20 protein-coding genes and 1 pseudogene are annotated in these 25,013 nt (G+C 63.0%); 6 read left to right on the forward strand and 15 right to left on the reverse strand.

Annotated features, from left to right (window positions below; genetic code table 11):
• Positions 1-116: 116 nt before the first annotated feature.
• Entirely contained in the window at positions 117-719 is a 603-nt protein-coding gene (locus CI601_RS05950; RefSeq protein ID WP_121914672.1) for a DNA-3-methyladenine glycosylase I, read from the reverse strand.
• Positions 720-916: 197 nt separating this feature from the next.
• Here CI601_RS05950 and CI601_RS05955 point away from each other — a divergent pair, with 197 nt between their 5' ends.
• Entirely contained in the window at positions 917-2,095 is a 1,179-nt protein-coding gene (locus CI601_RS05955) for a TspO/MBR family protein (protein ID WP_121914673.1), read from the forward strand.
• A 117-nt stretch (positions 2,096-2,212) separates the two neighbouring features.
• Complete coding sequence (locus CI601_RS05960) at positions 2,213-3,814, forward strand: ABC-F family ATP-binding cassette domain-containing protein (RefSeq protein WP_121914674.1); 1,602 nt, start codon at positions 2,213-2,215, stop codon at positions 3,812-3,814.
• Positions 3,815-3,826: 12 nt separating this feature from the next.
• Here CI601_RS05960 and CI601_RS05965 read toward each other — a convergent pair whose 3' ends face one another.
• Entirely contained in the window at positions 3,827-4,516 is a 690-nt protein-coding gene (locus CI601_RS05965) for an MgtC/SapB family protein (RefSeq protein WP_121914675.1), read from the reverse strand.
• Positions 4,517-4,653: 137 nt separating this feature from the next.
• Between CI601_RS05965 and CI601_RS05970 the strand changes: the two genes are divergently transcribed.
• Genes CI601_RS05970 through CI601_RS05980 form a run of 3 tightly spaced genes read left to right on the forward strand, consistent with a single transcriptional unit; the run spans position 4,654 to position 8,332 of the window.
• A complete protein-coding gene (locus tag CI601_RS05970; protein WP_121914676.1) occupies positions 4,654-6,558 on the forward strand; it encodes a bifunctional ADP-dependent NAD(P)H-hydrate dehydratase/NAD(P)H-hydrate epimerase in 1,905 nt (634 codons plus the stop codon).
• 28 nt (positions 6,559-6,586) lie between these two features.
• Positions 6,587-7,369 (forward strand): 2,3-diphosphoglycerate-dependent phosphoglycerate mutase, encoded by a 783-nt coding sequence (locus tag CI601_RS05975; RefSeq protein WP_121914677.1) that lies wholly within the window; start codon positions 6,587-6,589, stop codon positions 7,367-7,369.
• Between the two features lie 24 nt (positions 7,370-7,393).
• Entirely contained in the window at positions 7,394-8,332 is a 939-nt protein-coding gene (locus tag CI601_RS05980) for a LysR family transcriptional regulator (protein WP_121914678.1), read from the forward strand.
• Between the two features lie 85 nt (positions 8,333-8,417).
• Here the strand turns inward: CI601_RS05980 and CI601_RS05985 are convergent, their stop codons facing one another.
• The 13 genes and pseudogenes from CI601_RS05985 to CI601_RS06045 form a co-directional block, all read right to left on the reverse strand.
• Positions 8,418-9,518, reverse strand: a complete 1,101-nt coding sequence (locus CI601_RS05985) for a thioredoxin domain-containing protein (protein ID WP_121914679.1) — start codon at positions 9,516-9,518, stop codon at positions 8,418-8,420.
• 123 nt (positions 9,519-9,641) lie between these two features.
• Complete coding sequence (pyrE, locus tag CI601_RS05990) at positions 9,642-10,391, reverse strand: orotate phosphoribosyltransferase (protein WP_259465340.1); 750 nt, start codon at positions 10,389-10,391, stop codon at positions 9,642-9,644.
• A complete protein-coding gene (locus CI601_RS05995; protein WP_121914680.1) occupies positions 10,388-11,335 on the reverse strand; it encodes a dihydroorotate dehydrogenase in 948 nt (315 codons plus the stop codon). The genes pyrE and CI601_RS05995 overlap by 4 nt, the downstream gene beginning before the upstream one ends.
• The gene (locus CI601_RS06000) at positions 11,332-12,177 is read right to left on the reverse strand and encodes a dihydroorotate dehydrogenase electron transfer subunit (RefSeq protein WP_121914681.1); all 846 of its coding nucleotides are present in this window, start codon (positions 12,175-12,177) and stop codon (positions 11,332-11,334) included. The genes CI601_RS05995 and CI601_RS06000 overlap by 4 nt, the downstream gene beginning before the upstream one ends.
• Positions 12,174-13,235, reverse strand: coding sequence for an orotidine-5'-phosphate decarboxylase (gene pyrF / locus CI601_RS06005; RefSeq protein WP_121914682.1), 1,062 nt, complete (start codon positions 13,233-13,235; stop codon positions 12,174-12,176). Before pyrF ends, CI601_RS06000 begins: the two co-directional genes overlap by 4 nt.
• Before the next feature lie 2 nt (positions 13,236-13,237).
• The gene (locus CI601_RS06010) at positions 13,238-14,617 is read right to left on the reverse strand and encodes a dihydroorotase (RefSeq protein ID WP_121914683.1); all 1,380 of its coding nucleotides are present in this window, start codon (positions 14,615-14,617) and stop codon (positions 13,238-13,240) included.
• A gap of 1 nt (position 14,618) precedes the next feature.
• Positions 14,619-15,032 (reverse strand): aspartate carbamoyltransferase regulatory subunit, encoded by a 414-nt coding sequence (locus CI601_RS06015; protein WP_045924450.1) that lies wholly within the window; start codon positions 15,030-15,032, stop codon positions 14,619-14,621.
• The gene (pyrB, locus tag CI601_RS06020; RefSeq protein WP_121914684.1) at positions 15,029-16,036 is read right to left on the reverse strand and encodes an aspartate carbamoyltransferase; all 1,008 of its coding nucleotides are present in this window, start codon (positions 16,034-16,036) and stop codon (positions 15,029-15,031) included. Before pyrB ends, CI601_RS06015 begins: the two co-directional genes overlap by 4 nt.
• A 70-nt stretch (positions 16,037-16,106) precedes the next feature.
• A complete protein-coding gene (locus tag CI601_RS06025) occupies positions 16,107-19,187 on the reverse strand; it encodes a bifunctional [glutamine synthetase] adenylyltransferase/[glutamine synthetase]-adenylyl-L-tyrosine phosphorylase (RefSeq protein ID WP_121914685.1) in 3,081 nt (1,026 codons plus the stop codon).
• 85 nt (positions 19,188-19,272) lie between these two features.
• Complete coding sequence (locus CI601_RS06030) at positions 19,273-19,473, reverse strand: carbon starvation protein (RefSeq protein ID WP_121914686.1); 201 nt, start codon at positions 19,471-19,473, stop codon at positions 19,273-19,275.
• A gap of 86 nt (positions 19,474-19,559) precedes the next feature.
• Positions 19,560-20,795: pseudogene (gene mmsB / locus CI601_RS06035) on the reverse strand (multiple monosaccharide ABC transporter permease).
• Entirely contained in the window at positions 20,795-22,348 is a 1,554-nt protein-coding gene (locus tag CI601_RS06040) for a sugar ABC transporter ATP-binding protein (protein WP_121914687.1), read from the reverse strand. Before CI601_RS06040 ends, mmsB begins: the two are co-directional and overlap by 1 nt.
• 77 nt (positions 22,349-22,425) lie before the next feature.
• Complete coding sequence (locus CI601_RS06045) at positions 22,426-23,580, reverse strand: sugar-binding protein (protein WP_121914824.1); 1,155 nt, start codon at positions 23,578-23,580, stop codon at positions 22,426-22,428.
• Positions 23,581-23,816: 236 nt separating this feature from the next.
• Between CI601_RS06045 and CI601_RS06050 the strand changes: the two genes are divergently transcribed.
• Complete coding sequence (locus CI601_RS06050; RefSeq protein ID WP_121914688.1) at positions 23,817-25,010, forward strand: ROK family transcriptional regulator; 1,194 nt, start codon at positions 23,817-23,819, stop codon at positions 25,008-25,010.
• Positions 25,011-25,013: the final 3 nt, after the last annotated feature.

The following is a 25,013-nucleotide window of genomic DNA, read 5'->3' on the forward strand; positions in this document are numbered from 1 at the left end:
TGCTGCTTCACGTGCTTCCCATCCGCTTCCCTGAAGACCCATGGCCAAGGCTGAGGCCAAAGCCTGACCATACTATCGCCGGGGCCGAATAATTCGAACAGGTGTTCGATGACGGCTTAGATGGTCGGGTCGGGCGGATCCAGTGGCGGGCGGCCGCAACCGTTGAGGAAGCAGTCGTGCTGGTGGTCGTTGATCATGCCGGCCGCCTGGAGGAAGGAGTGGACGGTCACCGGTCCAAGGAATCGCAGACCCAGGTCGCGCATGTCCTTGCAGACGATGGCTGACAGGTGGTCGTAGCGCGGTATGGACGGATCGTCCGGGTAGTCGTGGTTAATAGTCAGTCCACCGGTGAAGGACCAGCAGTAGTGGTCGAATGCCTCCCCGGGAAATTGGCGGGCGATCAGGGCCGCGTTGGCCACCGTGGCTTCGATCTTGCGCCGATTGCGGATAATGGCCGGGTCGGCCATGAGACGGTCGATTCGGTCGGCGTCGAAGGCTGCGACGGCCTGAATATCGAAGTTGTCGAAATCCTTGAAGAGGGCCTGGCGGCGGTGCAGGACCAGCTGCCAGCTGAGCCCACACTGGAATATCTCCAGGGAGAGCATGGCGAAGAGCCTCTGGGAGCCGTGCAGGGGGCGGCCCCACTCGTGGTCGTGATAGCTGCGCATGAGCGGATCGTCCACTTGAGCCCAGTCGCATCGATATAAAGGTTCGGCCATTTCACACTCCCCTCTGCAGTATCTGGCTTCAGGATTTGGCTTCAGGCTAGCACCGGCGGTCACCCAGACCGGGTGGTCAATACCACTGAGCCAGGCGGGCCGCTTTAAAGTTGAAGCAGAGGCCGGTCGGCCCATGCCCGGGGTCATCCCCATGGCGGCAGTACGGTTGCGGCCGGCAAGGAGAGGAAGCATGTGCCATGACTGACAAGGACAATCCGCGCAGACTCTGGACCGACAATGAGGACCCGGTCGAGAGGGCCAAGCGCACCTCCCCTGCCATGCAGGGCAACCAATCAACCTCGGACTCGTCATCGGAATCCCGGAGTTCGAGGAATGAGAGTTCAGCATCTTCTGGTGCGTCGAGTTCAAATTCTTCGACTTCAAATTCGTCTAGCTCAGGTTCATCGTCTTCAAGTGCCTCAGCCAAGCAGTCTAGTGATTCGTCGAAGAAGGCCTCGACTGAAAAAACCAGCGCCGATGAGACCGCCAGTAGAGGCGAGAAACGCTCTGATAACAGCAGCACCAAGGCAGCACAGGAATCAAATCAGGCCAAAAAGCAGGATCAGCCCGAGAAGGAGCAGGAATCCTCCAAGGGACGCGGCTGGAAGCTCTTCGAGGACATCCTGCTCTGGGTGGCCTGGGTGGCCATGGTGGGGTTCAACGGCTATGCGGAGGTCTACCACTTCAATGGCACGACCGTGGGCGGTCTGGCTCGCAAGGTGGATCTGTGGATCATGCCCGCCGGCTACGTCTTCGCCATCTGGGGGGTCATCTACATCGCCCTGGCCATCTGGCTCTTCCGCTTCTGTCTGGCCGGACCGAGCCGCAAACGTCTGGGCTTCCTGCCCTTTACGCTGAGCGGACTGCTCTTCGTGGCCACCTGCTGCCTGAACATCGCCTGGCTGGCCCTGTGGCACATGGAGCGCAACTTCTGGGCTCTGGTCATCATCCTGATTCTGACCGTACTGACCTGGATGCTCTACGCCCTGGTACGCAGGGATGCCACCAAGGCCGGGACCCCCACCGCAGCCAAGGCCCTGGACTGGATTCCCCTGTCCATCTACGCCAGCTGGCTGAGCGTGGCCACCCTGGTCAACGCCGGATACATGGTGGTCGCCGGGCACAAGGTCGGCAGTGCCGTCCAGGGATTCGCCACCATTATCGTGGTCGGCGCCCTCCTGGCCGTCGCTTATCTGATGAACAGGCATGGCAAGGATTGGGTCTTCGGACTGGTGGTCATCTGGGCCTGCCTGGGCATCGGCATCAGGATCTTCTCCTTCGCGGCCGCCATGGGCGTGCTGGTCATCGCCCTGACCGCCGTGGGCGCCTTCCTGGTCTACTTCCCCTGGAACAAGTTCAGGGTGGTCCGCCGCTGATCCATCCATGATGCATCCATTGCCCCGTCAGCCGAGACGCACTGGCGGGGCTTGCTTCTTGCTACCATGATTCCTTGCAAGTTTTGAATCCATGAGGAAAGCGGGGTCGGAGGCGGCATGGCTATTGAGGCGCAGGGACTTGAGATCCGGATAGGTGCCCGACTACTGCTGCAAGCCACCGACTTCCACGTGACCAAGGGCGACCGGATCGGCCTGGTGGGCCGCAACGGCGCCGGCAAGACCACGCTGACCCGGGTCATCACCGGCGACATGCTCCCCTCGGCCGGCAAGGTGCGGGTGACCGGACAGCTGGGATATCTGCCCCAGTCCACCCATGCGGGCGACTCCGAGCAGAGCGCCCTGGACCGGGTCATGAGCGCCAGGGACATCGCATCCATCATTCAGCGGATGCGCAAGGCCGAGACCGAGATGACCAGTCCAGATCCCAAGGTCATGGAAAAGGCCATGAAGCGCTACGACAAGGCCCAGCAGGACTTCGAGAATGCCGGCGGCTATGCGGCTCAATCGCAGGCCATCGTCATGGGTGAGAGCCTGGGGCTGAGCCAGGAGACCCTGCAGCAGGCACTGGGCACCCTCTCCGGCGGTCAGCGCCGACGTGTCGAGCTGGCCAGGATACTCTTCTCCGACGCTGACACCCTGATTTTGGATGAGCCCACCAACCATTTGGATGCCGACTCTATCGAATGGCTCAAGGGCTACCTGCGTCGGTTCGAGGGTGGCTTCCTGATCATCTCCCACTCCACCGAGCTGCTGGACGAGACCGTCAACCGCATCTGGCACCTGGATGCCCAGCGTTCCTGCATCGACATGTACACCATGGGATGGAAGGCCTACCTGCGCCAGCGGGTGGTGGACGAGGAACGACGCCGACGCGAGCGGGAGGTGGCCGAGAAGAAGGCCGACCGTCTGATGCGGCAGGGCATCCGCCTGCACGCCAAGGCCACCAAGGCCGTGGCCGCCCAGAATATGATGCGCCGTGCCCAGCGCCTGCTGGCCGACACCCAGGAGGCGGAGAAGGCCGAGAAGGTGGCTGACCTGCGCTTCCCGGATCCTGCCCCCTGCGGCCGTACGCCCATCATGGCCGAAGACCTGTCCAAGGCCTACGGCTCCAATATTGTTTTCGCCGGCATCAACCTGGCCATTGACAAGGGCTCCCGGGGGGTCATTCTGGGGTACAACGGCGCTGGCAAGACCACCACGCTACGGCTGCTGGCCGGCATCGAGCAGCCCGACACGGGCAAGGTGACCCTGGGGCATGGGGCCAAGATCGGCTACTTCGCCCAGGAGCACGACACCCTGGATAACGATGTCACCGTTCTGGAGAACCTGCAGCATGTGGCCCCGGACCTGGACAACACCCAGGCGCGGACCATCCTGGGATCCTTCCTTTTTTCAGGGGACGACGCCATGAAACCTACCAAGGTGCTCTCCGGCGGCGAAAAGACCCGTCTGGCACTGGCCACCCTGGTGACCAGCCGAGCCAACGTCCTGCTGCTGGACGAGCCCACCAACAATCTGGACCCCGCTTCGCGTGACGAGATACTCAAGGCCATCGCCAAGTACGAGGGGGCCATCGTGTTGGTCACCCACGACGAGGGGGCCGTCAAGGCGCTCAATCCCGAACGGGTACTGCTCATGCCCGACGGGGATGAGGACCTCTGGAGCGACGACTACCTGGATCTGGTGGCCGAAGAGTAAAGCGGAAGGAGGTCAGTCGTCCTCCCCCAGGACCTCCACGCCCTTGACCCCTGGAGTCTGGCCAATGGATTCGACCAGCTCGGTCACATCCCCCTTGCCCAGCAGGTTGACGGTGACATCGGCGCCCTTCCAGGCATCTCGGTGCAGCTCATGGATGGTCAGCACCCGGGATTCGAAGCCCATGCGGGTGGCCAGCAGCAGGGATTCGCGCAGACAGCCGTGGCCGTCCTGATATACGATGCGCAGAACCGTGTTCTGACGGTTACGCAGGAACCACTTGAGGATGGGCGCGATAACCAGGACAGCCAGAAAGTAGAAGATGACCGCCAGGATGGCGATGGCGAAGAGCTGGACCCCGCAGGCCATGCCCACTGCGGCGGCCACCCAGATGGCGCTGGCCGTGGTCAGACCCTTGACCGAATCGTGGTTGAAGAAGATGACTCCGGCACCGATGAAGCCGATGCCCGAGGCTACACTGGCCGCAATTCGCGAGGCGTCCCAGGAGTAGTTGCCCACGGCGGCCTGGATGCCATAGAGGGAGACCATGGTGAACAGGCAGCTGCCCAGGCCCACAAGAATATGGGTGCGGATGCCGGCGTCGTGTTTGAGGAACTCGCGCTCGAAGCCGATGAGGCCACAGAGCACCACCGTCAGGACTACCGCCATAATCTGGCCCTGGTTCGGCATTGCGAATCCCTGCATGTATTTCCCTTCCTGCCCTGGTAAATAGGCAGACCTTATAACGCTTGCAGGACAAGGCCATCGGATAGAGTGGAGCCAGCACGTGGCCGGCCGTGCCGCCGCCGCACGTGGACCTTTTGAATGAGGGGTGTGATGCCATGAAGCCGTCACCAGATGAACGCCGCGAAGCCCGCCGGACTCTGGCCACCAGTGCCTATTCCGCCGACATGATCCGATCCCTGGAGCAGCCGTTTTTGGATGACGGGGTGCCCCTGATACGTATCGCCGCCGGATCCCTGGCCTCCGTGGCCGACGTCATGCTGACCCAGGCCGGGCTGGAGCCGGCAGGGGCCAGGATCGTCCTGCTGGCAGGGGCCGGTAACAATGGCGGCGACGGGCTCTATGCCTCGGCTGATTTGGCCGGGCATGGGGCCGACGTGACCGTAGTGGCCACCGGGCGCAGCCTGCACCAGGGCGGGTTGGACGCCCTCCTGCGCGCCGGCGGAGTGGTTACGGCCCTGGATCCCCAGGCAGCCATCCCCGGTTGCGAGGCACCTGCCGGACCGGATCAGGCTTCCGAGGAGCTGGACCAGGCCCTGGAGCTGTGCCGACAGGCGGATCTGATCATCGATGCCATGACGGGTATCGGCCTCAAGGGGGCCCTGCGCGGCATTCCCGCCGCTCTGGCCGCAGACCTCGGCATGGATGGCGGTCTGCCCGACAGGCCAGCCTGGCACGACCCCGCCAGTCAGGATGGGCCCCTGGTGCTGGCCGTGGATACTCCCTCCGGCGTGGACATTGATGAAGGCACCCTGCCCGGGGCCTACATCCCGGCTGATGTGACCGTGACCATGGGGGCCATGAAGCCCTGCCTGATGTTGCCTCCGGCCGCTTACATCTGCGGCAGAATCGTCCTGGTGGACTTCGGCTTCGACACCTCGGCCCTGGTCCCCAGCGTCTCCTGCATGAACGCCGAGGACTGCGCCGGTCTCCTGCGGGCGCCCAGGGTCGATGACACCAAGTACAGCCGGGGCGTGGTCGGCCTGGTCACCGGATCCGCCCTCGACCATGGGGCGGGGCTGCTCTCCAGCAGGGCGGCGGCCAGCGGCAACGTGGGCATGATCCGATACTGCGGTCCCGAACAGGTGGGTGACCTGATCCTGCAGGAGCTGCCCGAAACGGTCCTGGGCCGTGGACGGGTAGAGTCCTGGGTGCTGGGCTCGGGCGTACCCACCCGGCAGGCCCAGGAGGCCGCAGGGCCTGAAGGCCAGGACGGGCAGCGGGATCTGATCGCCGAAATACTCAATCGTCAGTCCGCGGACCTGGACGAGGACGAGGCGGCAGCCGATCCGCCGGTGGTGGCCGATGCCGGAGCCCTGGACCTGCTGCCGGACCGGTTGGGCCCTCGCACGGTGCTGACCCCGCACGCCGGCGAGATGGCCGCCCTGCTCAACTCGCATGGCGAGAACGTGGTTGGTGACCAGGTCATGGCCGAACCCCTGCGCTGGGCTGTCCGCGCCTGCCAGCTGACCGGGGCCACCATTCTGCTCAAGGGGGCCATTACGCTGGTGGTCGGCGAGGACGGCACCGACCGCCCCCGGGTCATGACCACCGGTTTCGGTCCGGCCTGGCTGTCCACGGCCGGCTCAGGGGACGTGCTCTCCGGAGCCATAGGGGCCATGCTGGCCCAGAACGCCGGACCGATCCAGGATGATGCCACGCTGATGGTGGATCTGACGGCTGCGGCGGCCTTCCTGCACGGGCTTGCCGGTTCCCTGGCCAGCGGCGGCAGGCAGACCGGCTGGGAGCAGCCGCTGATCTTCGATCCCCGCAAGCCTCAGGACTTTGCAGATCTGGTAGCCCAGGACAACCAACCGGAAGGCCAGGGGGTCGTTACCGGACGCATGGGGCAGCCGATCCGTGCCGGACAAGTGGCTGATGCCCTGCCCAGGGCCATAGGTCTGGTCATGTCCAGAACCGAGGCGGCTGACCAAATCGACCAATCCATCCAAGATGGGGACGATGTCTCTCAGTTCTTCGAGAACAGCTCACTCTGGTTCTGACCACGTCATCAGGAAAGGAATTTATTCGATGACCTCGCAGCTCATCGTCATGCGTCATGGGGAAAGCGTCTGGACTCAGAAGTCGGTCAACCGTTTCGCCGGTTGGGTGGACGTGCCCCTGACGGAACGCGGACTGGACCAGGCCCGCCATGCCGGACAGCTGCTCAAGGAGTCAGGCCTGCTGCCCGACATGGTCTTCACCTCACTGCTGACCCGCAGCATCGTCACCGCCAACACGGTATTGGATCTGGTTGATCGGGCCTGGATTCCGGTGGAACGCACCTGGAGGCTGAACGAGCGCCACTATGGCGCCTTCCAGGGACAGACGCGACCGGCCATGCTGGAACGCTACGGCCAGCAGCAATTCAATATCTACCGACGTTCCTACGATGTTCGGCCTCCGGCCATCGAAACCGATTCACCCTACTTTCAGGGAGGGGATCCGCGCTATGCCCCGGCCATGCGCGACGGGTTGGACAACCAGAACCCGGCCGAGATCCGTGCCGAGTGCCTCAAGGACCTGCTACTTCGTCTGCATCCTTATTGGCGCAGCCGGATAGCCCCCAACCTGGCCCAGGGCCGGACCGTGCTCATCGTCACCCATGGTTCCGTGGTCCGCAGCCTGATCAAGGTCCTTGAGGACGTTGACGACAAGGACATTCGATCCATCAACGTGCCCACCGGCGTCCCTATGGTCTACAGCTTCGAGACCGATGAAGACGGCAACCCCCAGGTCCAGGGCCCGGGTCGCTATCTTGATCAGGAGGCCGCAAACCAAGGCATGGCGGAAACCGCGGCCCTGGGCCGATAGGGCCTTGGGTATAGATTGGCTTATATGACACTGCTCCAACTGCGCTACATCGTCAAGATTGTCGAATGCGGCTCCATGAACGAGGCCTCGCATGAGCTCTACATCTCTCAGCCGGCCCTGAGCTCATCGGTCAAGGAGTTGGAGAACGAGCTGGGCATCGAAATCTTCACTCGCCATTCGCAGGGGATTGCTCTGACCGTGGACGGCGCGGAATTCCTGACCTACGCCCGGCAGATTCTGGACCAGACCGACCTGCTGGAGGCCCGCTACCGGCAGGTCAGGCCCCGCAAGCAGCTCTGCCGGGTCTCCACCCAGCACTACATGTTCGCCGTGGAAGCGTTCGTGGAGATGATCAATTCCATCGATTCGGACGAGTACGAATTCACCATACGGGAGACGCGCACCAGGGACATCATCGACCAGGTGGCCACCCTCCAGTCCGAGATCGGCATCATCTACGAGTCCGACTTCAACAAACGGGTCCTGTCCAAGATGCTCCGCGAGAAACATCTGGACTTCCACCCCCTCTTCCGGGCGGACCTGCATGTCTTCCTCGCCAGGACCAACCCCCTGGCCGATCGGGCCATGGTGACCATGAAGGATCTGGAACCCTACCCCTTCCTGCAGTACGAGCAGGGCGAAGAGGGTTCCTTCTACTTTGCCGAGGAGGCGGTCTGGCCCGACTACTCCCCCAAGCAGATCACCGTGAGTGACCGGGCCACCATGCTCAACTTCATCGTCGGGCTCAACGCCTACACGGTCTGCACCGGCATCGATAACGAGGATCTGAACAACGAGAAAATCGTCAGCGTCCCCCTGGAGTCGGATGAATCCATGCTGGTGGGCTGGATCGTCAACAGCCGGACCAAACTGTCCCATGCCGCCGACCTCTACCTGGACAAGCTGCGCCAGGTGGTGTCCAAACACGGATATTCGCTGATCGAACAGGAGTCAGACAAGTAAGAGCCAGGCAAGCGACAGTCCAAGAGGTAACAGTTCCTCCTGTAGCGGTGACGAGTGAACTTCGCCGCTGGTCACCAGTCGCGGTTCACTTTACTGCCAATGCTTTTCCTTGCGCTCCGATGGAGGGCATCTTCCCCTGGTGGCCCACATCCTGCGATTTGAGTCCCAGGGCCTTGAGCAGAGCTCGATCCAGATGTTCCAATCCGCCTTGGCTCTTGGCTGCTGCGGTCAGATCCCAGACCCTGCCGTTGATCATGATGGTGGGAGTCGAGAACTCCCCTTTGGCGTCCTTGGCGTCCTTGCGGGTGATGGCATAGGCATTGACCTTGTCCACCCATGGCCGGTAGGTGCCCTGGGCGAAACGGTCTGCCAAAGCCTTGGGCACGCCCACGCCCACGGCCTTGTCGGCCAGACGTGCATCGGAGACCGCCTGATAGGAGCTTTCATTGGGCTGGAAGTCTGCTGCAAAGACGGCGGCAGCAAAGGCCGGCAGATGATCCGGATCCTCCTGGGCCACCATGGCCAAAGCGTTGTCCACGCGGCTGGAGTACTGGTCGCTGGAAGCCGAATCCAGGAAGTTCAAAAAGTTGTAGGTGACGTTGATCTGACCGGCGCTGATCATGCGCTGCAGCTGGGGATCGATGACCCGGCCCACCTTGCCGCACCAGGGGCACATGGGGTCCATGAAGATCTCAAGGGTCGGTGCGTCGGCAACCTTCTTCTTGCTGCCGACCCCCTTGGCTGAAACAGTCAGCCCTCCCTGGTCGTCGGCCACCGAAGGCTTGACGGTGACCTCTTGCAGGGCCTTGTAGGCCTTGGCGTCCCCGCTGGGACCATGGCTGACTTGCGCGGTCGACGCTCCTGATGAGGGCTTTTGGGCTGACTGGTTGCCTGTTGCATGATCAGCCCACAGCATGTAGATGCCTGCCGCAAGCACCAGCACAAGAGCCACCGCCACCAGTATCAACGGAACCCTCCGCGAGCTCTGTGCAGGTGCACTGTCTTCAGAGCCGCTCTCCTGAGGCTGACCTGTCTCTACGGGTTTCTCCTCAGCGGCAATTCGCCCTTCAGCAGGTTTCACTGCATCAGCCGAAGTGGCCGAAACGGCAGGCTTGGTCGCATTCACCGCGTCGGCCGTAGCCTGGTCCGGTTCCTCATGACCGTTCTGTCCCAGAGGTTTTGTCATGATCCATGGCCTTCCTTGCGATGATGATCCGTCGGCCTGCCCGCCGGACCTTTACCAATCTACACGAGGGTCGGCCGACAGCAGGACCGTCCGAAGAATGTGCTGATATGAGCCGGTCCTTGCTCAGGCCCCGTAGCGCTCCAGATAGTCCCTGGCGGCATCGGCCGTGCGCTGATCCAGAATGGGCGACCCGTCCGGGCCCTTCATGGAGGCAGCCGCATCGAAGATCTGACGGACGTTGACGATGCTGATGACCGGGAAGTGGAATTCGTCCATGATGGACTCAACAGCCGAGCCCTGGCCCTGTCCGGTGCGCTCCATCCGGTCCACGGAGAGCACCAGGCCAACGATGGTCACCTTGGCCTGGGACATAATCTTGGGCACCACCTGGCGAACCGCGGTCCCGGCGGTCATGACGTCATCCACCAGCAACACCCTCATGCCGTCCCTGAGCTGGGTGCCGACCATGAGGCCTCCGTCGCCATGGTCCTTGACCTCCTTGCGGTCAAAGGTGTAGCCGACCGGCATCTCGTGCGCCCCGCTCAAAGCGATGGCTGTGGAGACGGCCAAGGGAATCCCCTTATAAGCCGGGCCGAAAACCGTGTCGATGTCGGCGGGCAGGGTCCCCCGCTTCACGGCCTGCACGATGGTCCGGGCGTAGAACTCCCCCAGCAGGGCGATCAACCGCCCGTCATTGAAGGCTCCGGCGTTGATGAAATAGGGCGAGCGTCGCCCCGACTTCAGAGTGAAGTCACCGAACTTGAGGGCCCCGCTCTGCAGCAGGAAGCTGGTGAAGCCCTCCTGGATTCGGCGGGTCTCCTCCTGGTCTTCCCCGTCTTGGTTGGTCGTGTTTTCGGCTGCGGATGCGCTCATCGCCAGCACTCCCCTTTCTTGAGCAAATCGGCCAGCTTGGGCCGCTCGTCCAACAGATCGTCCAGCTCCCGGGCCACCCTCATGGGCGCCACAGGGTCTACCAGGGCCGCAGCCCCGACCTCCACGGCGTTGGCCCCCGCATAGAGGAATTCCAAGGCCGTGCGTCCCGAGTCGATGCCCCCGATGCCGATGATGGGAACCTCGGGCAGTGCCTGGCGCACCCGCCAGACGAAGGACAAGGCTATGGGCAGGATGCAGGGGCCTGAGACACCGCCGGTGCCCTGGGCCAGGATGGGCCTGCCCGTGTTGATGTCGATACGCATGCCCACCAGGGTGTTGATCAGGCTGAGGGCATCCGCTCCCCCATCGACGGCCGCCCGGGCCACCTCCACGATGTCGGTGACGTTGGGGGTCAGCTTGACCACCATGGGCTTGTCGGTCAGGGCCCGAAGGCGGATGATCAGCCGGTTCAGGGCCTTGGCGTCGGTGCCTACGGACATCCCACCGTGGGAGACGTTGGGGCAGGAGACGTTGATCTCCAGCATGTCCGCCGGGGAGTCGGCCAAGCGTTCCACGACTGTGGCATAGTCCTCGTCGCTGTGACCGGCCACATTGGTGACCACATTGGCTCCCAGGGCCTTGAGTCTGGGCAGCTCGTCCACCAGATAATGGTCCACACCCGGGTTCTGCAGACCTACGGAGTTGACCATGCCGGCTGGGCTCTCGGCGGTCCTGGGCGTGGGGTTGCCTTCCCAGGGAACCGGTGAAACACCCTTGGTGGAGATGGCACCCATCTGGGAGACGTCGTAATAGCCCCCGCAGGCATCCAGGTTGAAGGTGCCCGAGGCCGTGCCCACCGGGTTCTTCCAGGGCATGCCGGCCACAACAGTGCCATGCCGCCAGGTGTGCGGCTCCAGAGGATCCATGATTGTCAGCCCGCTCATCGTGCCTCCTTCTTGTCCCCGCCTGCATCCCAGATCAGACGGTCGGCGCCAAAGACCGGGCCGTCCTTGCAGACCTTGAGTCTGCCGTCCACGGTGTCGACCACGCAGGCCACGCAGGTGCCATAGCCACACCCCATTCGGGACTCCATGCAGCACTGGGCAGGCAGGCCGGCCTTACGGGCCCAGGCGGCCACGGCCCGCATCATGGGCAGGGGGCCGCAGGTCAGGATGATAGTTCGCCCGGGATCGATGTCGCCGCGAACACGGTCCAAAAGGGTTATCACATCCCCGGAGGCATTGTCGATGGATTCCAGCCGATCGGTCAGCGAGCCCATGATGGCATCCGCGAACCGGTGGTCCCGGTAGCCCAGCAGGGCGGTGGTACGCACTCCGGACCGACCTTGCAGGCACTGGGCTGCGCGGATCAGCGGGGGGACGCCCAGGCCGCCGCCCACCAGCAGATAGTGAGCCGGCTTCTTCAGGTCGAAGCCATGACCCAGGGGCCCCAGCAGGTCCACAGCCATGCCTGGCTGCAGTCGGGAGAACTCGTAGGTTCCTTGGCCCACTACGGCGAAGATGATCTCAATCTGCTCGCCCTCCAGAACCCGGCTGATGCCGAAGGGTCTGGGCATCATAGTCATCCGGTCGGCCGAGTAGAGGTTGATGAAGGCTCCTGCCGGGGCGTGGGCTGCCAGGTAGGGGTCGCGGATGATCATCCGCCAGACCTGCCGGTCCAAGGGCTCCATGCCGGTGACCTGGGCGGTGCGCCGTCCGGGCAGTCGGCCTGCCTCTTGGGCCTGCTCCTCCACCCGGCTGGTGGATATGAAGAGGTTGGGTTTCATCGGGCCTCCTTGATCGCCTGATTGAGATCGTCCTTCATGGCCTGCGCGGCTTGGCGGGCATCGCGGGTGACCATGCCTAGGGCTGCCTGAACGCTCAGCTGCGGGCTGTAGTCCGGATCCTTCCGCCAGGCTGCGATGATCCCCCGTGAGGAGTTGACCACAGCGCCGCCGCCGGACCGGTCGAACATGGGCGCCACGTCGGCCGCCGAACCACCCTGGGCTCCATAGCCGGGGACCAGGAAGAAGGTGTGGGGCATGGCCCGGCGCAGCAGTGCGCCGTCCTCGGGATGGGTGGCACCGACCACAGCTCCAAGCCTGGAGTAGCCCGATTGGCCGATGGAGGACTGCCCCCAGGATTCGACCAGGTCGCCCAGGCGCTGATAAATGGTGCCCCCGCCCGAGCTCACGTCCAGGCCCAATTCCTGGATCTGGTTGCCTGAGGGATTGGAGGTGCGCACCAGGGCGAAGAGGTCTCCCTGGATGTGCCCGGCCGCCTCCAGGAAGGGTTCAACACCGTCGGAGCCCAGGTAGACATTGATGGTCAGGGCATCCTCGTACCAGGGGAACCTCCCCCCTGTTGGGGCCGGCCCATCCACTGCCTGCCCCGGATTGAAGGGCAGGGGAAGCCCGTCCAGGTGGGCGGCGTAGGCCTCAGCTGTTGAGCCGATGTCGCCGCGCTTGACATCCCCGATGACATAGAGGCCGCGGTCGGCTGCAGCCCGGCAGGTGCCGGTGTAGGCCCTGATGCCCCAGGGCCCCAGGGTCTCGTACATGGCGATCTGGGGCTTGACTGCGGGCACCAGGTCGCCCACGCCTTCCAGGATGGACAGGTTGAAGCGCAGATAGGCCCGTGCCAGGTGGTCAGCCCAGACGGCCTGAGCCTGTTCGCCCTGGGTCTGCTGCGGGTCCTTGGGGTCCAGGCCCATCTGGGCCATGCTCCCGGCGGCGCGCTGCCGGGCCTGTTCGATCAGCTGGCTGGGCAGCAGTTCCGGTCGCGGATCCAGGCCGACCACGGTCGGATTCTGCTTGTCCTGGATGAGCGCGGTCAGTCGGTCCATGCTCAGTTCCTTTCCCTGGTGATGACACGGCTTGCGGGCAGGCGGGAGAAGACCAGACGCCCATCCTTGATGGTGGCCATGACCCGTCCGGTCAGTTCCGCCCCGGCGAAGGGGGTGTTCCTCGCCTTGGAGTGGAAGCGGTTGGGATCAACCTTCCACTTGGCCTCGGGGTCCAAGACGACCAAATCGACGGGTGGCTGGCCGGCCTTATTGACCTTGTTGGCCTTGTGCGAGGGCAGGTCTTCGGGCAGGAACCGGTGCATGCCCATGAGCTCGGCCGGGGCCAGGGACATAAGCTCAATCAGGCGGTCATGGCTGATGAGCCCGCTTTTGACCAGGACCTGGTTGCAGACCGCGTAGGCAGTCTCCAGGCCTATGATGCCGTTGGGGGCATCCTTGAGCCCCAAAGCCTTCTCAGCAAGAGTGTGGGGGGCGTGGTCGGTGGCGATCATGTCCACAGTGCCGTCGGCCACGGCCTCAAGGGCGGCCTGCTGGTCGGCGCGGGAGCGCAGCGGGGGGTTCATCTTGGCCATGCTGCCGCAACGCAGCAGGTCCTCGTCACAGAGGGCAAGATAGTGGGGTGCGGTCTCGCAGGTGATCGGCAGACCCTGGGCCTTGGCCCGGCGGACGGCTTCGAACCCGCCGGCGGTGCTGACATGTTGCAGATGCACCCTGGTGCCGGTGCGTTCCGCCAGGGCGATGTCCCGATTGATGATGGCGGTCTCGGTGGAGGCTGGAATCCCCTCCAGTCCTAACTGACGGCTGACAGCACCAAGGTTGACCTGACCGTGTTCGTGGTGTTCACAGTGGTCCAGGATGGGCAGATCGAATTCCCGGGCATTGGCGGCCACAGCCTCCAGGGCCTGGTCGGTGACGGCCGAGCCGTCGTCGCTGATGGCCACTACAGGGTGTGCCCATCCGTGGCCAGGCAGGTGCCCCGACCAGTCGTCTGGGTTTGAGGCCCGACGGCCTGCCCGGTCCTTGGTAGCAGCCACGCAGAGGGCATAGTCCACCGGCAGGCGCAGCCCGTGGTCACGCTCATAGGATTCCAGGTAGTCGATGACCGTGCGCCCGTCGACCATCCTGGCATGGCCGTCCATGGCGGGCCGGGTGTTGGGCATGAGCAGTATCAGCCCGTAGCCTCCAGCCGCTGCGGCAGCTGCGCCGGTGACCATGTCCTCTTTATCGGTCTGCCCAGGATCACGCAGGTGGACGTGGGGATCGACCAGGGCCGGAGCCAGTACCAGCCCCGAAGCGTCTATCTGATCCGCCCCTGCCGACATGGCACCGGTCTCGTCAATCAGCGCGCTTTCAACTGCCTGGGGAAGCACCAGATCGACCGCCCTGCCGTTGCGCCAATCAGTCAACCCCAGCAGCCGCATGTCAGTCTTCAGCCTTCTCGTCGCAGTAGTCGCAGCGGTAGACCCCGGCATCGTCCAGGTGGAAGCGTTGGTCCACACCGGTCTCCACCGTGGTCACACAACGGGGGTTGACGCAGGTGATGACGTTGACCAGATGGTTGGGGCGGTCAGGCTGATGCTTGCTGACGATCCTGCCCTGGCGGACCACATCGACGGTGGCCTCGGGGGCGATGAACCCCAGGGCGGTCAGGTCCAGATCCCCGGTCTGCTCGATCTTGATGATGTCCTTGGACCCGTACTTGCGGCTGTCCGTATTCATGATCAGGGCCAGCCGGGTCTTCGCCGGGTCCACGCGCAGGTAGTGCAAGACCTTCAGGGCTGTGCCCGCACGAACGTGATCAATGATGATGCCGTCAACAATGCTAGTGACCTTCATGCCGCCACCTCCTTCTGCTTGCGATAACCGGGCAGCTCGTCACCCAGCAGGGCGCTCTCCAGGGCCATCCTGACCAGCATGCCATTGCGGACCTGCTGGAAGTAGGCCGCACGCGGATCATCGTCCACCTCCACGGCGATCTCATTGACCCTGGGCAGTGGGTGGAGGATGGCCATGTCAGGACGCGCGGACCGAAGCTTGTCCGCATTCAGAATGTAGGTGTCGCGCAGGCGCAGGTAGTCGTCCTCGTTGAAGAAGCGCTCCTGCTGGACACGGGTCATGTAGAGCACGTCCAGGTCACCGATGACCCCGTTCAGATCCCCGGTCTCCCGGTAGGTGCAGTCGGCCGAGGAGCGGATCCTCTCCAGGACGTATTCGGGGGTACGCAGCTCGTCGGGGCTGATCAGGACGAAGTCCACATGGCCCAGGCGGCAGAGGGTGGTGATCAGGGAGTGGACGGTGCGGCCGAAGGTCAGGTCCCCGCACAGGCCGATGGTCAGGTGGTTCAGCCGACCCTTGCGGGCGCGGATGGTGGCCAGGTCGGTCAGGGTCTGGGTCGGATGCATGTGTCCACCGTCGCCAGCGTTGATGACCGGGACCGTAGCTGCCTGGGAGGCCACCAGGGCGGCACCCTCCTTGGGATGGCGGATGGCCACGATGTCGGCGTAGTTGGAGACCGTCTTCAGGGTGTCGCTGATGGACTCCCCCTTGGAGACGCTGGCCAGCTGGGCGCCGGCGAACCCGATGACCTGGCCGCCCAGACGGAGCATGGCCGTCTCGAAGCTGAGTCGGGTGCGGGTGCTGGGTTCATAGAAGAGCGTGGCCAGGACCCGGCCGTCGCAGGTGTGGGCCACCTGGCGGCGATGGGTGTCGATGTAGGCCGCCCGATCCAGCAGGTCCAGGATCTGGGTCATGGGAATGTCGTCGAGAGTAACCACACTTCGCCCACGAAGGGGAACGACGACGGAAGAGGTGTTGGATGCGTGATCAACTTGTTGGGACAACGGCTCACCTTCCTCAAGGTGGCCACCTTATGTGACCTGAACAAGCATACGACCCCGGATGGACCCAGGGTCAGCCCCCGTAGAAGAGCCGTTCCATGACCTGCCTGCAGCGGCGCATGGACGCCAGCAGCTCGTTGACAAAGTGCTGGCCCCGGTGGGCCGGGTAGCCCAGGCAGACTGCGATGCCTCCCAGAACCTGCCCATCGTCCGGCAGGATGTCCGCCTGGGAAACACGTCCGGACCAGAGGAAGTTGGCGTTGCGGGCTGCAGTGCAGAGCACCCAGCTGCGGCGTAGGGCCTTGGCATCCTTGGTCTCGATGAGTCCCGCAGCCTCCAGGGCGTCCAGGGCTGTCAGCGTGCCGGTGACCTGCAGCTCAGGCAGATCGTGGGCATGACGCAGCTGGAGGAGCTGGACCGTCCACTCCACATCAGACAGCCCTCCCCGACCCAGCTTCAGGTGCCGGTCCCGGCGCACGCCGCGCGGCAGCCGCTCAGCTTCCATACGGGCCTTGAGCCGGCGAATCTGCCCCAGCTCCTCCTCGTTGGGCGGCTGCTGAGGGTAGCGCAGCGGATTGGCCGTACCCTCCAGAAAGGCCTTGGCCAGGTCCGCATTTCCGGCTGCAAACCTGGCCCGGATCAGAGCCTGATGTTCCCAGGTCTCGGACCATTCTCGGTAGTAACGCTGGTAGGAGTCCAGGGAGCGCACCAGAGGACCCTGGCGTCCTTCGGGGCGCAGGTCAAAGTCCAGGTCGATGCCGGGTTCCAGGCTGGCCCGTCCAGCCAGGACGGCCCGCAGGTCGGCGGTCACCCCACGTGCGAATTCGGCCGCCTGGTCCTGGTCGGCGCCTGACGCAGGACGGTAGATCAGCATGATATCGGCGTCCGAGTTGAAGTTGACCTCCCTGCCTCCGTAGCGACCCATGCCGATGACGGCCAGATCGGCTGGTGCGCTAGCCTGTCGCAGACGGTGGTCCACAGCCCAGTCCAAGGCTGCATTGATGGCTGCATCGTAGACATCGGACATGCCCGCCAGGCAGGCCTGCTGATCGTCCACACCGCTCATCCAGCCCAACCCGATCCGCTCGATCTCCTGTCGGCGCATGGCCCGCACTGCGGTGGCGAACTCCTCCAGCGAGTCCGCATGGCGGGTGCGATAGGCCGCGGCACGCTTGTCAAGGGTGGCTCGATCACGGGGGATCATGTCCTGGTCATGGCCCAGCCAGGTGACCGACTGGACGGACCGGGCCAGGGCGCCGGACAGGTAGCGTGAGTTGGACAGGACGTGGCAGAGGCGGCGGGCGGCCGAGGTGGAGTCCCGCAGGAAGCCCAGGTAGGTGCTCTTGCCGCCGAAGTGTTCCTCCAGAGTTCGCCAGCCCAGCAATCCCATGTCCGGATCCTGTCCCTCACCCAGCCACTGGAGAACAGCGGGCATGAGAATACGGTTGATCCGCGCCGATCGGGTCACCCCTGTAGTCAGCGCTGTAACGTGGCGGATGGCTGCATCGGGGTCGGCAAATCCGATGGAGGCGAACCGTGCGCGGGCCGCCTGGGGGCGCAGGCTGACCTCGTCCTCGTCCACCTGGGCGTTGATAGGCAGCATGGGGCGGAAGTAGATGGCCTGGTGAAGGTTGCGGACCTCGATCCTGGTGGCCTGGTATTGGGCCAACATCTGGTCGGCATGCAGGCCAAAGGCCCGGGCCAGCCGTCGCAGATCGCGGTTGTTCTCCAGTTCCTCCAGGCTGGGCGGCCGCTGGCCGAGAGTACCTGAACGGTTGATTTTCGGAAAGAGATGGGTGCGACGCAGCTGCCAGATCTGCAGACGATGCTCCATGACCCGCTCGAACCGATAGTCGTGATCCAGCAGGTCGCCGTGCCTGGCGGAGATGTAGCCGCCCTGGGCCAGTGCCTGCAGGGCATCCAGGGTGGCCGGACAACGCAGATCGGGGTCGCTGGAGCCATGGACCAGCTGGAGCATCTGGACGGTGAATTCCACGTCCCGCAGTCCCCCCTGACCCAGCTTGATCTCACGCTCCTTGCGGTCCTCGGGTATCAGTCGTTCCACCCGTTGGCGCATCCGCTGGCAGTCGTAGACGAAGTTGGGACGCTGGCAGGCACCCCAAACCAGGGGTTCGACCATGGCCGCATACTCCTGGCCCAGGGCCTTGTCGCCCGCGACCGGACGAGCCTTGAGCAGGGCCTGGAACTCCCAATTTTCAGCCCATTGGGCATAGTAGTCAGCGTAAGAGGCCAGACGCCGCACCAGGGGGCCGTCACGCCCCTCGGGCCGAAGGGCAGTATCAACCTTCCAAAGCGGCGGCTCGGTCGATCCGGGAATGACTGCCTGGCAGACCCGCTGCAGGAGGACGGTCATGGCAGTGCCCACAGCGATGGGATCGGTCTCCTTCGAATCCGTCCCTGATGCCGGCTCCACCAAGTACATGATGTCCACATCGGATACGTAATTGAGTTCCTGGGCACCCAGCTTACCCATGCCAATGACGGTCAGACGACATAAATCCGCATCGGGAACCTGACGGCAGGCGATGCTCAGGGCACCCTGCAAGGCAGCGTCGGCCATGTCGGACAGGGCCCGGCTGATTGCTGGCTCCAGCTCCAGGGGATCCTCAGCTGCCAGATCCCGGGCCATGACGGCAGCCAGTTGCAACCGGTATTCAAACCGCAGTGCATCGGCGTAGGCCGCCAATGAGGGTGCCGAATCCGCATTTGTTTCCACCCTGTCCAAGGCGTCAAGAACCCGCTTCTGCCTGGTTTCCGCCGGGCAGTCAGCCAAGTGGTCGGGGTCCAGGGCGGCTGCCTCTACCAGCTCCGGCCGCGAGCGCATCAGTCGCCCCATGGCCTCCGAGGCCCCCAGCACCCGGATCAGCGACTGGGCGGCCTCTTGGTTTTCCTGCGGAGATCCGGCCAGAAAATCCGGCCTGGCTCCCTGCGGACACTGCTCCAGGATTCGTATCAGCCCAGCAAGAGCTTCGTCCGGATCGCAGGCCTGGTCGAGGCTCTGGACCAGGGTTTGCTCCAGCTCCCGATCGTCCACCAGACGGGCAAGCCGATCCAGCCGAACCCGGGCCTTGTCCAGGTCGTGCAGCCCAAGGTGGATCAGGGTCGAAGTGGTCGGTTGCGCTGGATCTTCCATGACTCATCCCCTGCCTTTGCTTAAGGCTCCACAACGACTCTGATATCTGTAGAACCGGTACAGGCATTATAGGGGTGACGGGTCGTCAGCCCTTGCGACCCTCCCGGAAGGCGCAGACGGCACAGTATACGGTGACGACAGTCAGGCACACGGTGAAGATCAGTGTGGGCCATGTCAGCAGGCTGCCGTCCCGCACGGCCTCAGCCAAGGATTGGACCAGCCAGATGGCGCAGGCAGCAGCAGTGAGGCCATACATCCGAGAACGGGCCTTGCCGGTGATACGCACGATTGTGCTCCTTTTTGCAGATGTTCGAAAGATGAATGATCGGCTTAGGGGACGCGAAGTGCCCGTCCCCTAAGCCGATGGTCAGGTCAGCTCTTGCGGCGCTTGGACATGACATCAATGGCCACAGCCAGCAGGAGCACCAGGCCCTTGATGGTCTTGACGATGGCTGTATCCACACCCATGATGGACAGCCCCTGGTTGATCACGCCCATGACGAAGGCTCCAACGACGGCCCCGGGAATGGTTCCGATGCCGCCGGTGACAGCCGTGCCGCCGATGAAGCAGGAGGCGATGGCATCCATTTCGAACTCCATGCCTGCCTGAGCAGTGGCCGAGGCCAGTCGTGAAAGCATGCAGATGGCTGCCACAGCCGACAGGAAGCCCATATGGACGAAGAGCGTGAAGTCCACCCGCTTAGCGTTGATGCCCGAAAGCACAGCGGCCTTGCGGTTGCCGCCCACCGCATAGACATGCCGGCCGAAGACGGTCCTGGTGAGGATGAAGTTGTAGATCAGGACCAATACGGCCACAATGACCAGCATTATGGGTGTTCCGCCCTGGTTCTCATTGCCGGAGGAGGCCAGCAGGTAGGTCACGAAGAGGATGACGACTGCGGCCACGATGATCTTGCCGGTCATCAAGGCCTTGGGTTCGGGAACCAGACCTACGGCAAGGGTCTTGCGGCGGCGGGCGATCTGCGACCAGGCATAGGCCAGGATGCAGATGATGCCCAGCACCACGGTCAGGCCGTCGAATGGCCCCCACCATCCCAGGATGTTGGGCAGGTAGTCACGGGCGATCCCCCTGAACTGAGCGGAGGTGATGGGCACGGACTCGCCGACGATGACTGTGGCCAGACCACGGAAGATCAGCATGCCGGCCAGGGTGGTGATGAATCCTGGAATGCCGATGACAGCGACCCAGAATCACTGCCAGATGCCGATCAGCAGACCCACGATCAGGGACAGGCCGATGGCCAGGATCCAGTTGACTCCCATATGTTCCATGAGGATGGCGCAGACGCCACCGATGAAGGCCACCAAGGAGCCCACGGACAGATCAATGTGGGTGGCGATGATGACCATGACCATGCCGATGGCCAGGATGATCACGTAGGCGTTCTGCTGGATCAGCGAGACGAAGCTGTTTGGTTTGAGCAGCACCCCCTTGGTCAGTATTTCGAAGACGACCACGATGACCACCAGGGCGCCGACGATGCCGTACTGGCGGGCGTTGCTGGCCAGGGAGGCCAGAATGCCTGGCCCTGCCTGTTCTTGTTCCACCGCCTGGGCGGTGCTCTTGTTGCTGTTGGGCGAGCTCATCAGGCTGCCACTCCCTTCTTTTCCTGGGTCATGCCCTTCATCAGATATTCCTGCGAGAAGTCTTGACGCTCCACGTTGTTGGTGATGACCCCCTGGCTGACCGTATAAATCCGGTCACAGATGCCGATCAGCTCGGGCAACTCCGAGGAGATGACCACCACAGCCTTGCCCTGGTCGACCAGCCGGTCGATAATCTCGTAGATCTCGTACTTGGCCCCCACATCAATGCCTCGGGTGGGCTCGTCCAGGATGAGCACATCAGGATCCGAGATCACCCACTTGGCCAGCACGACCTTTTGCTGATTACCGCCGGAAAGGGTGGAAACGGGCACGTCGATGTTGCTGCACTTGATGTTGAAGTCCTTGCGGTACTCCTCCACCCGTGCCCTCTCCAGGTTCTCGTTCATGACCCCGTGACTGCTCATCTTCTTGAGCGAAGCCATGGAGGCATTTTCCCTGATGTTCTGCAGCAGGTTGAGTCCGAAAACCTTACGGTCCTCAGTGGCGTAGGCCAGGCCCGAATCGATGGCCGACTGGACGTTCGGCAGCTCGACCTGACGGCCATGCATCTCGATTCTGCCGCTGATATGGCTGCCGTAGGACCGCCCGAAGATGCTCATGGCCATTTCGGTGCGACCAGCACCCATGAGTCCCGCCAGTCCGACGATCTCACCCTGGTGAACCACCAGATTGGCATGATCGACCACGGTGCGGGAGGGATCCTGCGGATGGTGGACGGTCCAATCGCTGACCTTGAGCACCTCCTTGCCGATGTGTGGCACGTGCTCGGGATAGAGGTTGGTCAGCTCACGGCCGACCATCTTCTGGATGAGCAGATCCTGATCAAGAGGGTGGTCCGCATCAATTCGCATACCGCCCACCGTGGAGCCATCGCGCAGAATGGTCACACCATCCGCAATCTGACCCACCTCGCCCAGCTTGTGGGTGATGAGGATACTGGTCACTCCCTGCTGGTCACGCAGCTGCCTGACCAGATCCAGCAGATGCTCGGAATCATCGTCGTTCAAGGCGGCTGTGGGCTCATCCAGAATCAGCAGCCTGACGTGCTTGGACAGCGCCTTGGCGATCTCCACCAGTTGCTGCTTGCCCACTCCAAGATCCATGACCCTGGTGTCTGGTTTCTCGTTCAGGCCCACACGCTCCAAGAGACGCGAGGCCTTGGCCCTGGTGGTATCCCAGTCCATTACGCCATTGTGGGCCTGTTCATTGCCCAGGAAGATGTTCTCGGCAATTGACAGGAAGGGGCTCAGCGCCAGCTCCTGATGGATAATGACGATGCCGTCGTCCTCCGAATCATTGATGGTGCGGTAGCGGCAAGGCTTGCCATCGAACAGGATCTCGCCGGTATAACTGCCATGCGGGTAGACCCCGGACAGCACGTTCATCAGGGTGGACTTGCCGGCCCCGTTTTCCCCGCAGATGGCATGGATTTCGCCCTTGCGCACGTCCATATCGACATTGGACAGGGCCTTTACCGGACCGAAGGTCTTGGTGATCCCCTGCATTCGCAACAAGATGTCCTCGTCGGACATGCTTTCACCTCCTGTGCGCCGACCGTCCCTCCCCTTGACTGGAAGCGGGACGGTCCGGCGCGACTGTGATGCCGACCTCACTTGGTCAGCTGATCGAATCGTTCCTGGGTCAGGTAGTTCGCCTTGACCAGATCGGTCAGGTTGTCCTTGGTGATGGCCTTGGGATCCAGCAGCTTCGAGGGCACCTTGATGCTGTTGTTGTCAAAGGTGCCGTTGATGCCGGTAACCTTCTTGCCCTGGGCAATTTCGATGATCATGTCGTAGACGGCCTCGGCCAGCTTGTTGACGTCCTTGAAGACGGTCTGACCCTGCAGTCCCTTGGAGATGTTGGCCACGGAGATCTCCATGGCGTCCTGTCCGGTGATCTTGGGCCAGCTGTCAGTATTGGGCTGGATGTCGGGCCTCTTGGACTGGATGGCGTTGATGACCCCCTGGCTGATGCCGTCGTAGGGGCTCAGCACGGCATCCAAACGCTCGCCGTGGGCGTAGGTGGAATCGAGAATGGACTCCATATCCTTCTGGGCCTGTTCGGTCTTCCAGGACTGGACCGAGATCTTCTGCCAGTCGGAGAGTTTGAAGTCCTTGGTCACGCCGCCGCCATGCTGGGAGGGGCTGACCAGAACGCCCGACTTGAAGTAGGGCTGCAGCAGCTCCCAGGCGCCCTTGAAGAAGTACTTGGCGTTGTTGTCATCGGGAGAACCGGTGAAGAGCTCAATATTGAATGGACCCTTGGCTCCGTTTTTGAGTCCCAGCTGATCGATCAACCAGTTGGCCTCCAGCACGCCGGTGCGCTCAAGCTGGAATGTCGCATAGTAGTCAACAGCCTTGGTGTTCATGATCAGCCGGTCATAGGCGATGACCTTGGCCCCGGCATCCTTGGCCTTCTCGACAGCAGGCCCCACGGCGGTGCCGTCCTTGGAGGCCACCACCACGATCTTGGCGCCCTTGTTGACCATGTTCTCGATGTCGGCGTTCTGCTGGGCGGGCTTGTCATCCGCGAAGGAGAGCACTACCTTGTAGCCGGCCTTCTCCAGTTTGGTCTTCAGATTGTTGCCGTCCTTGTTCCAACGCTCCTCTGACTTGGTGGGCATGGAAACACCGATGGTGGCGCCTTTGCTGATCGCCCCTCCCTCCTGGGAGGAACTGGAGGCACGTGATCCGCCGCAGGCGCCCAGTCCGGTCAGCATGGCGACGCCAATGACTGCCGCCATGGTTCGTTGCATCATCTTCATGAAGACTCCTTCATCCTTGAATTCTCTGGCAGGCATCTCCGTCTGCCTGGGCCCCTTCATTGCAGGCCCAGTGGTCAGCATACCCAATTGCGTTAACTTTATCAACTCAATAAAGCTGATTATCTATTTATCTGTTTCGTACATGAACTTAATAATTCGCTCGAACTTTTAACTTTCACCGGCGCAAGGGGTGCACTGGGCGGGGGCAAGCCACGATCTTGGCTACACTGGAACCTATGGCACATCGATTGTTCGGTTCACAGTCCTCACTGCGCGAGGCCAACCGTGCCCTACTGCTGGATACGATCCGAAGATTCGGCGCCATGACCCAGATCGAATTGGCTGAAAATACCGGGCTCTCAACAGCGACTGTCTCCAACCTGGTACGTCAGATGGGCGATCAGGGACTTCTGGAGACATCCTCCACCACCAGAAACGGCCGTCGCGCCACCCTGGTCATGCTGGCCCGCCGCAAGGGCCTCGGGGTCGGGCTCTACATCGGCCGTCACGAGATGCGGCTGGAAGTGGTCGATGCCAGCCATGCCATCCTGGCAGAGCATGATATGGCCCTGCCACGGCAGCACAAGCCGGACACCACCCTGGAACGGGCCATGATTCTGATCAAGGAGACGCTGACTTCCATTGGTGCCCAACCGGATGAGCTTGTCGGTATAGGCCTGGCCATGGGGGCCCCTGTGGACTGCAGGACTCACCAGCTGGCCATTCCCGGCATCCTGCGAGGCTGGGACAAGGAGGATCTGATAGGCACCTTCCACGAGGCCTTCCAGGTGCCGGTCCAAGTGGACAACGACGCCAACTTCGCGGCCATGGCCGAATTGAGAATGGGCGTGGCGGTCGGCAGACGAAACTTCGTCTACATCCACGCCAACGACGGTGTGGGCTCGGGGATCGTCATCAACGGCGAGGTCTGGCGGGGCACCACCGGGCTCGCCGGCGAGATCGGCCATGTTCAGGTGGATCCCCTGGGCGATATCTGCATCTGCGGCAACCGTGGGTGCCTGAATACCGTGGTGGATGAGAACCGCCTGGTCTCCTTGCTGAGCGTAACCCATGGGAACATGACCTTGGAGGATCTGGTGGCCAATGCCGTCAAGGGGGATCCAGGCTGCCGGCGGATCGTAGGCGATGCCGCCATCCGCATCGGCAATGTAGTGGCTGATCTCTGCAACGCCGTGGATCCCGAGGTAGTGGTCCTGGGAGGCATCCTGAGCACAACAGACGATGTGTTTCTGGAGCCCCTTCGGGAGACTCTCCAGCGCATGCTCTTCCCCGACGCCATGGTCCCCATGGAGGTGCTCCCTGCCCGCTATCCGATTACCGGATCGGCTCTGGGGGCGGCTATGATGGCTGTCGATAGCGTCAACGAACACATTGATGTGTCCACAGAATCCGCGGGTCGATCATCGTAGAGG

The organism is Bifidobacterium sp. wkB344, from assembly GCF_003688305.1.
GTDB lineage: Bacteria > Actinomycetota > Actinomycetes > Actinomycetales > Bifidobacteriaceae > Bombiscardovia > Bombiscardovia mizhiensis.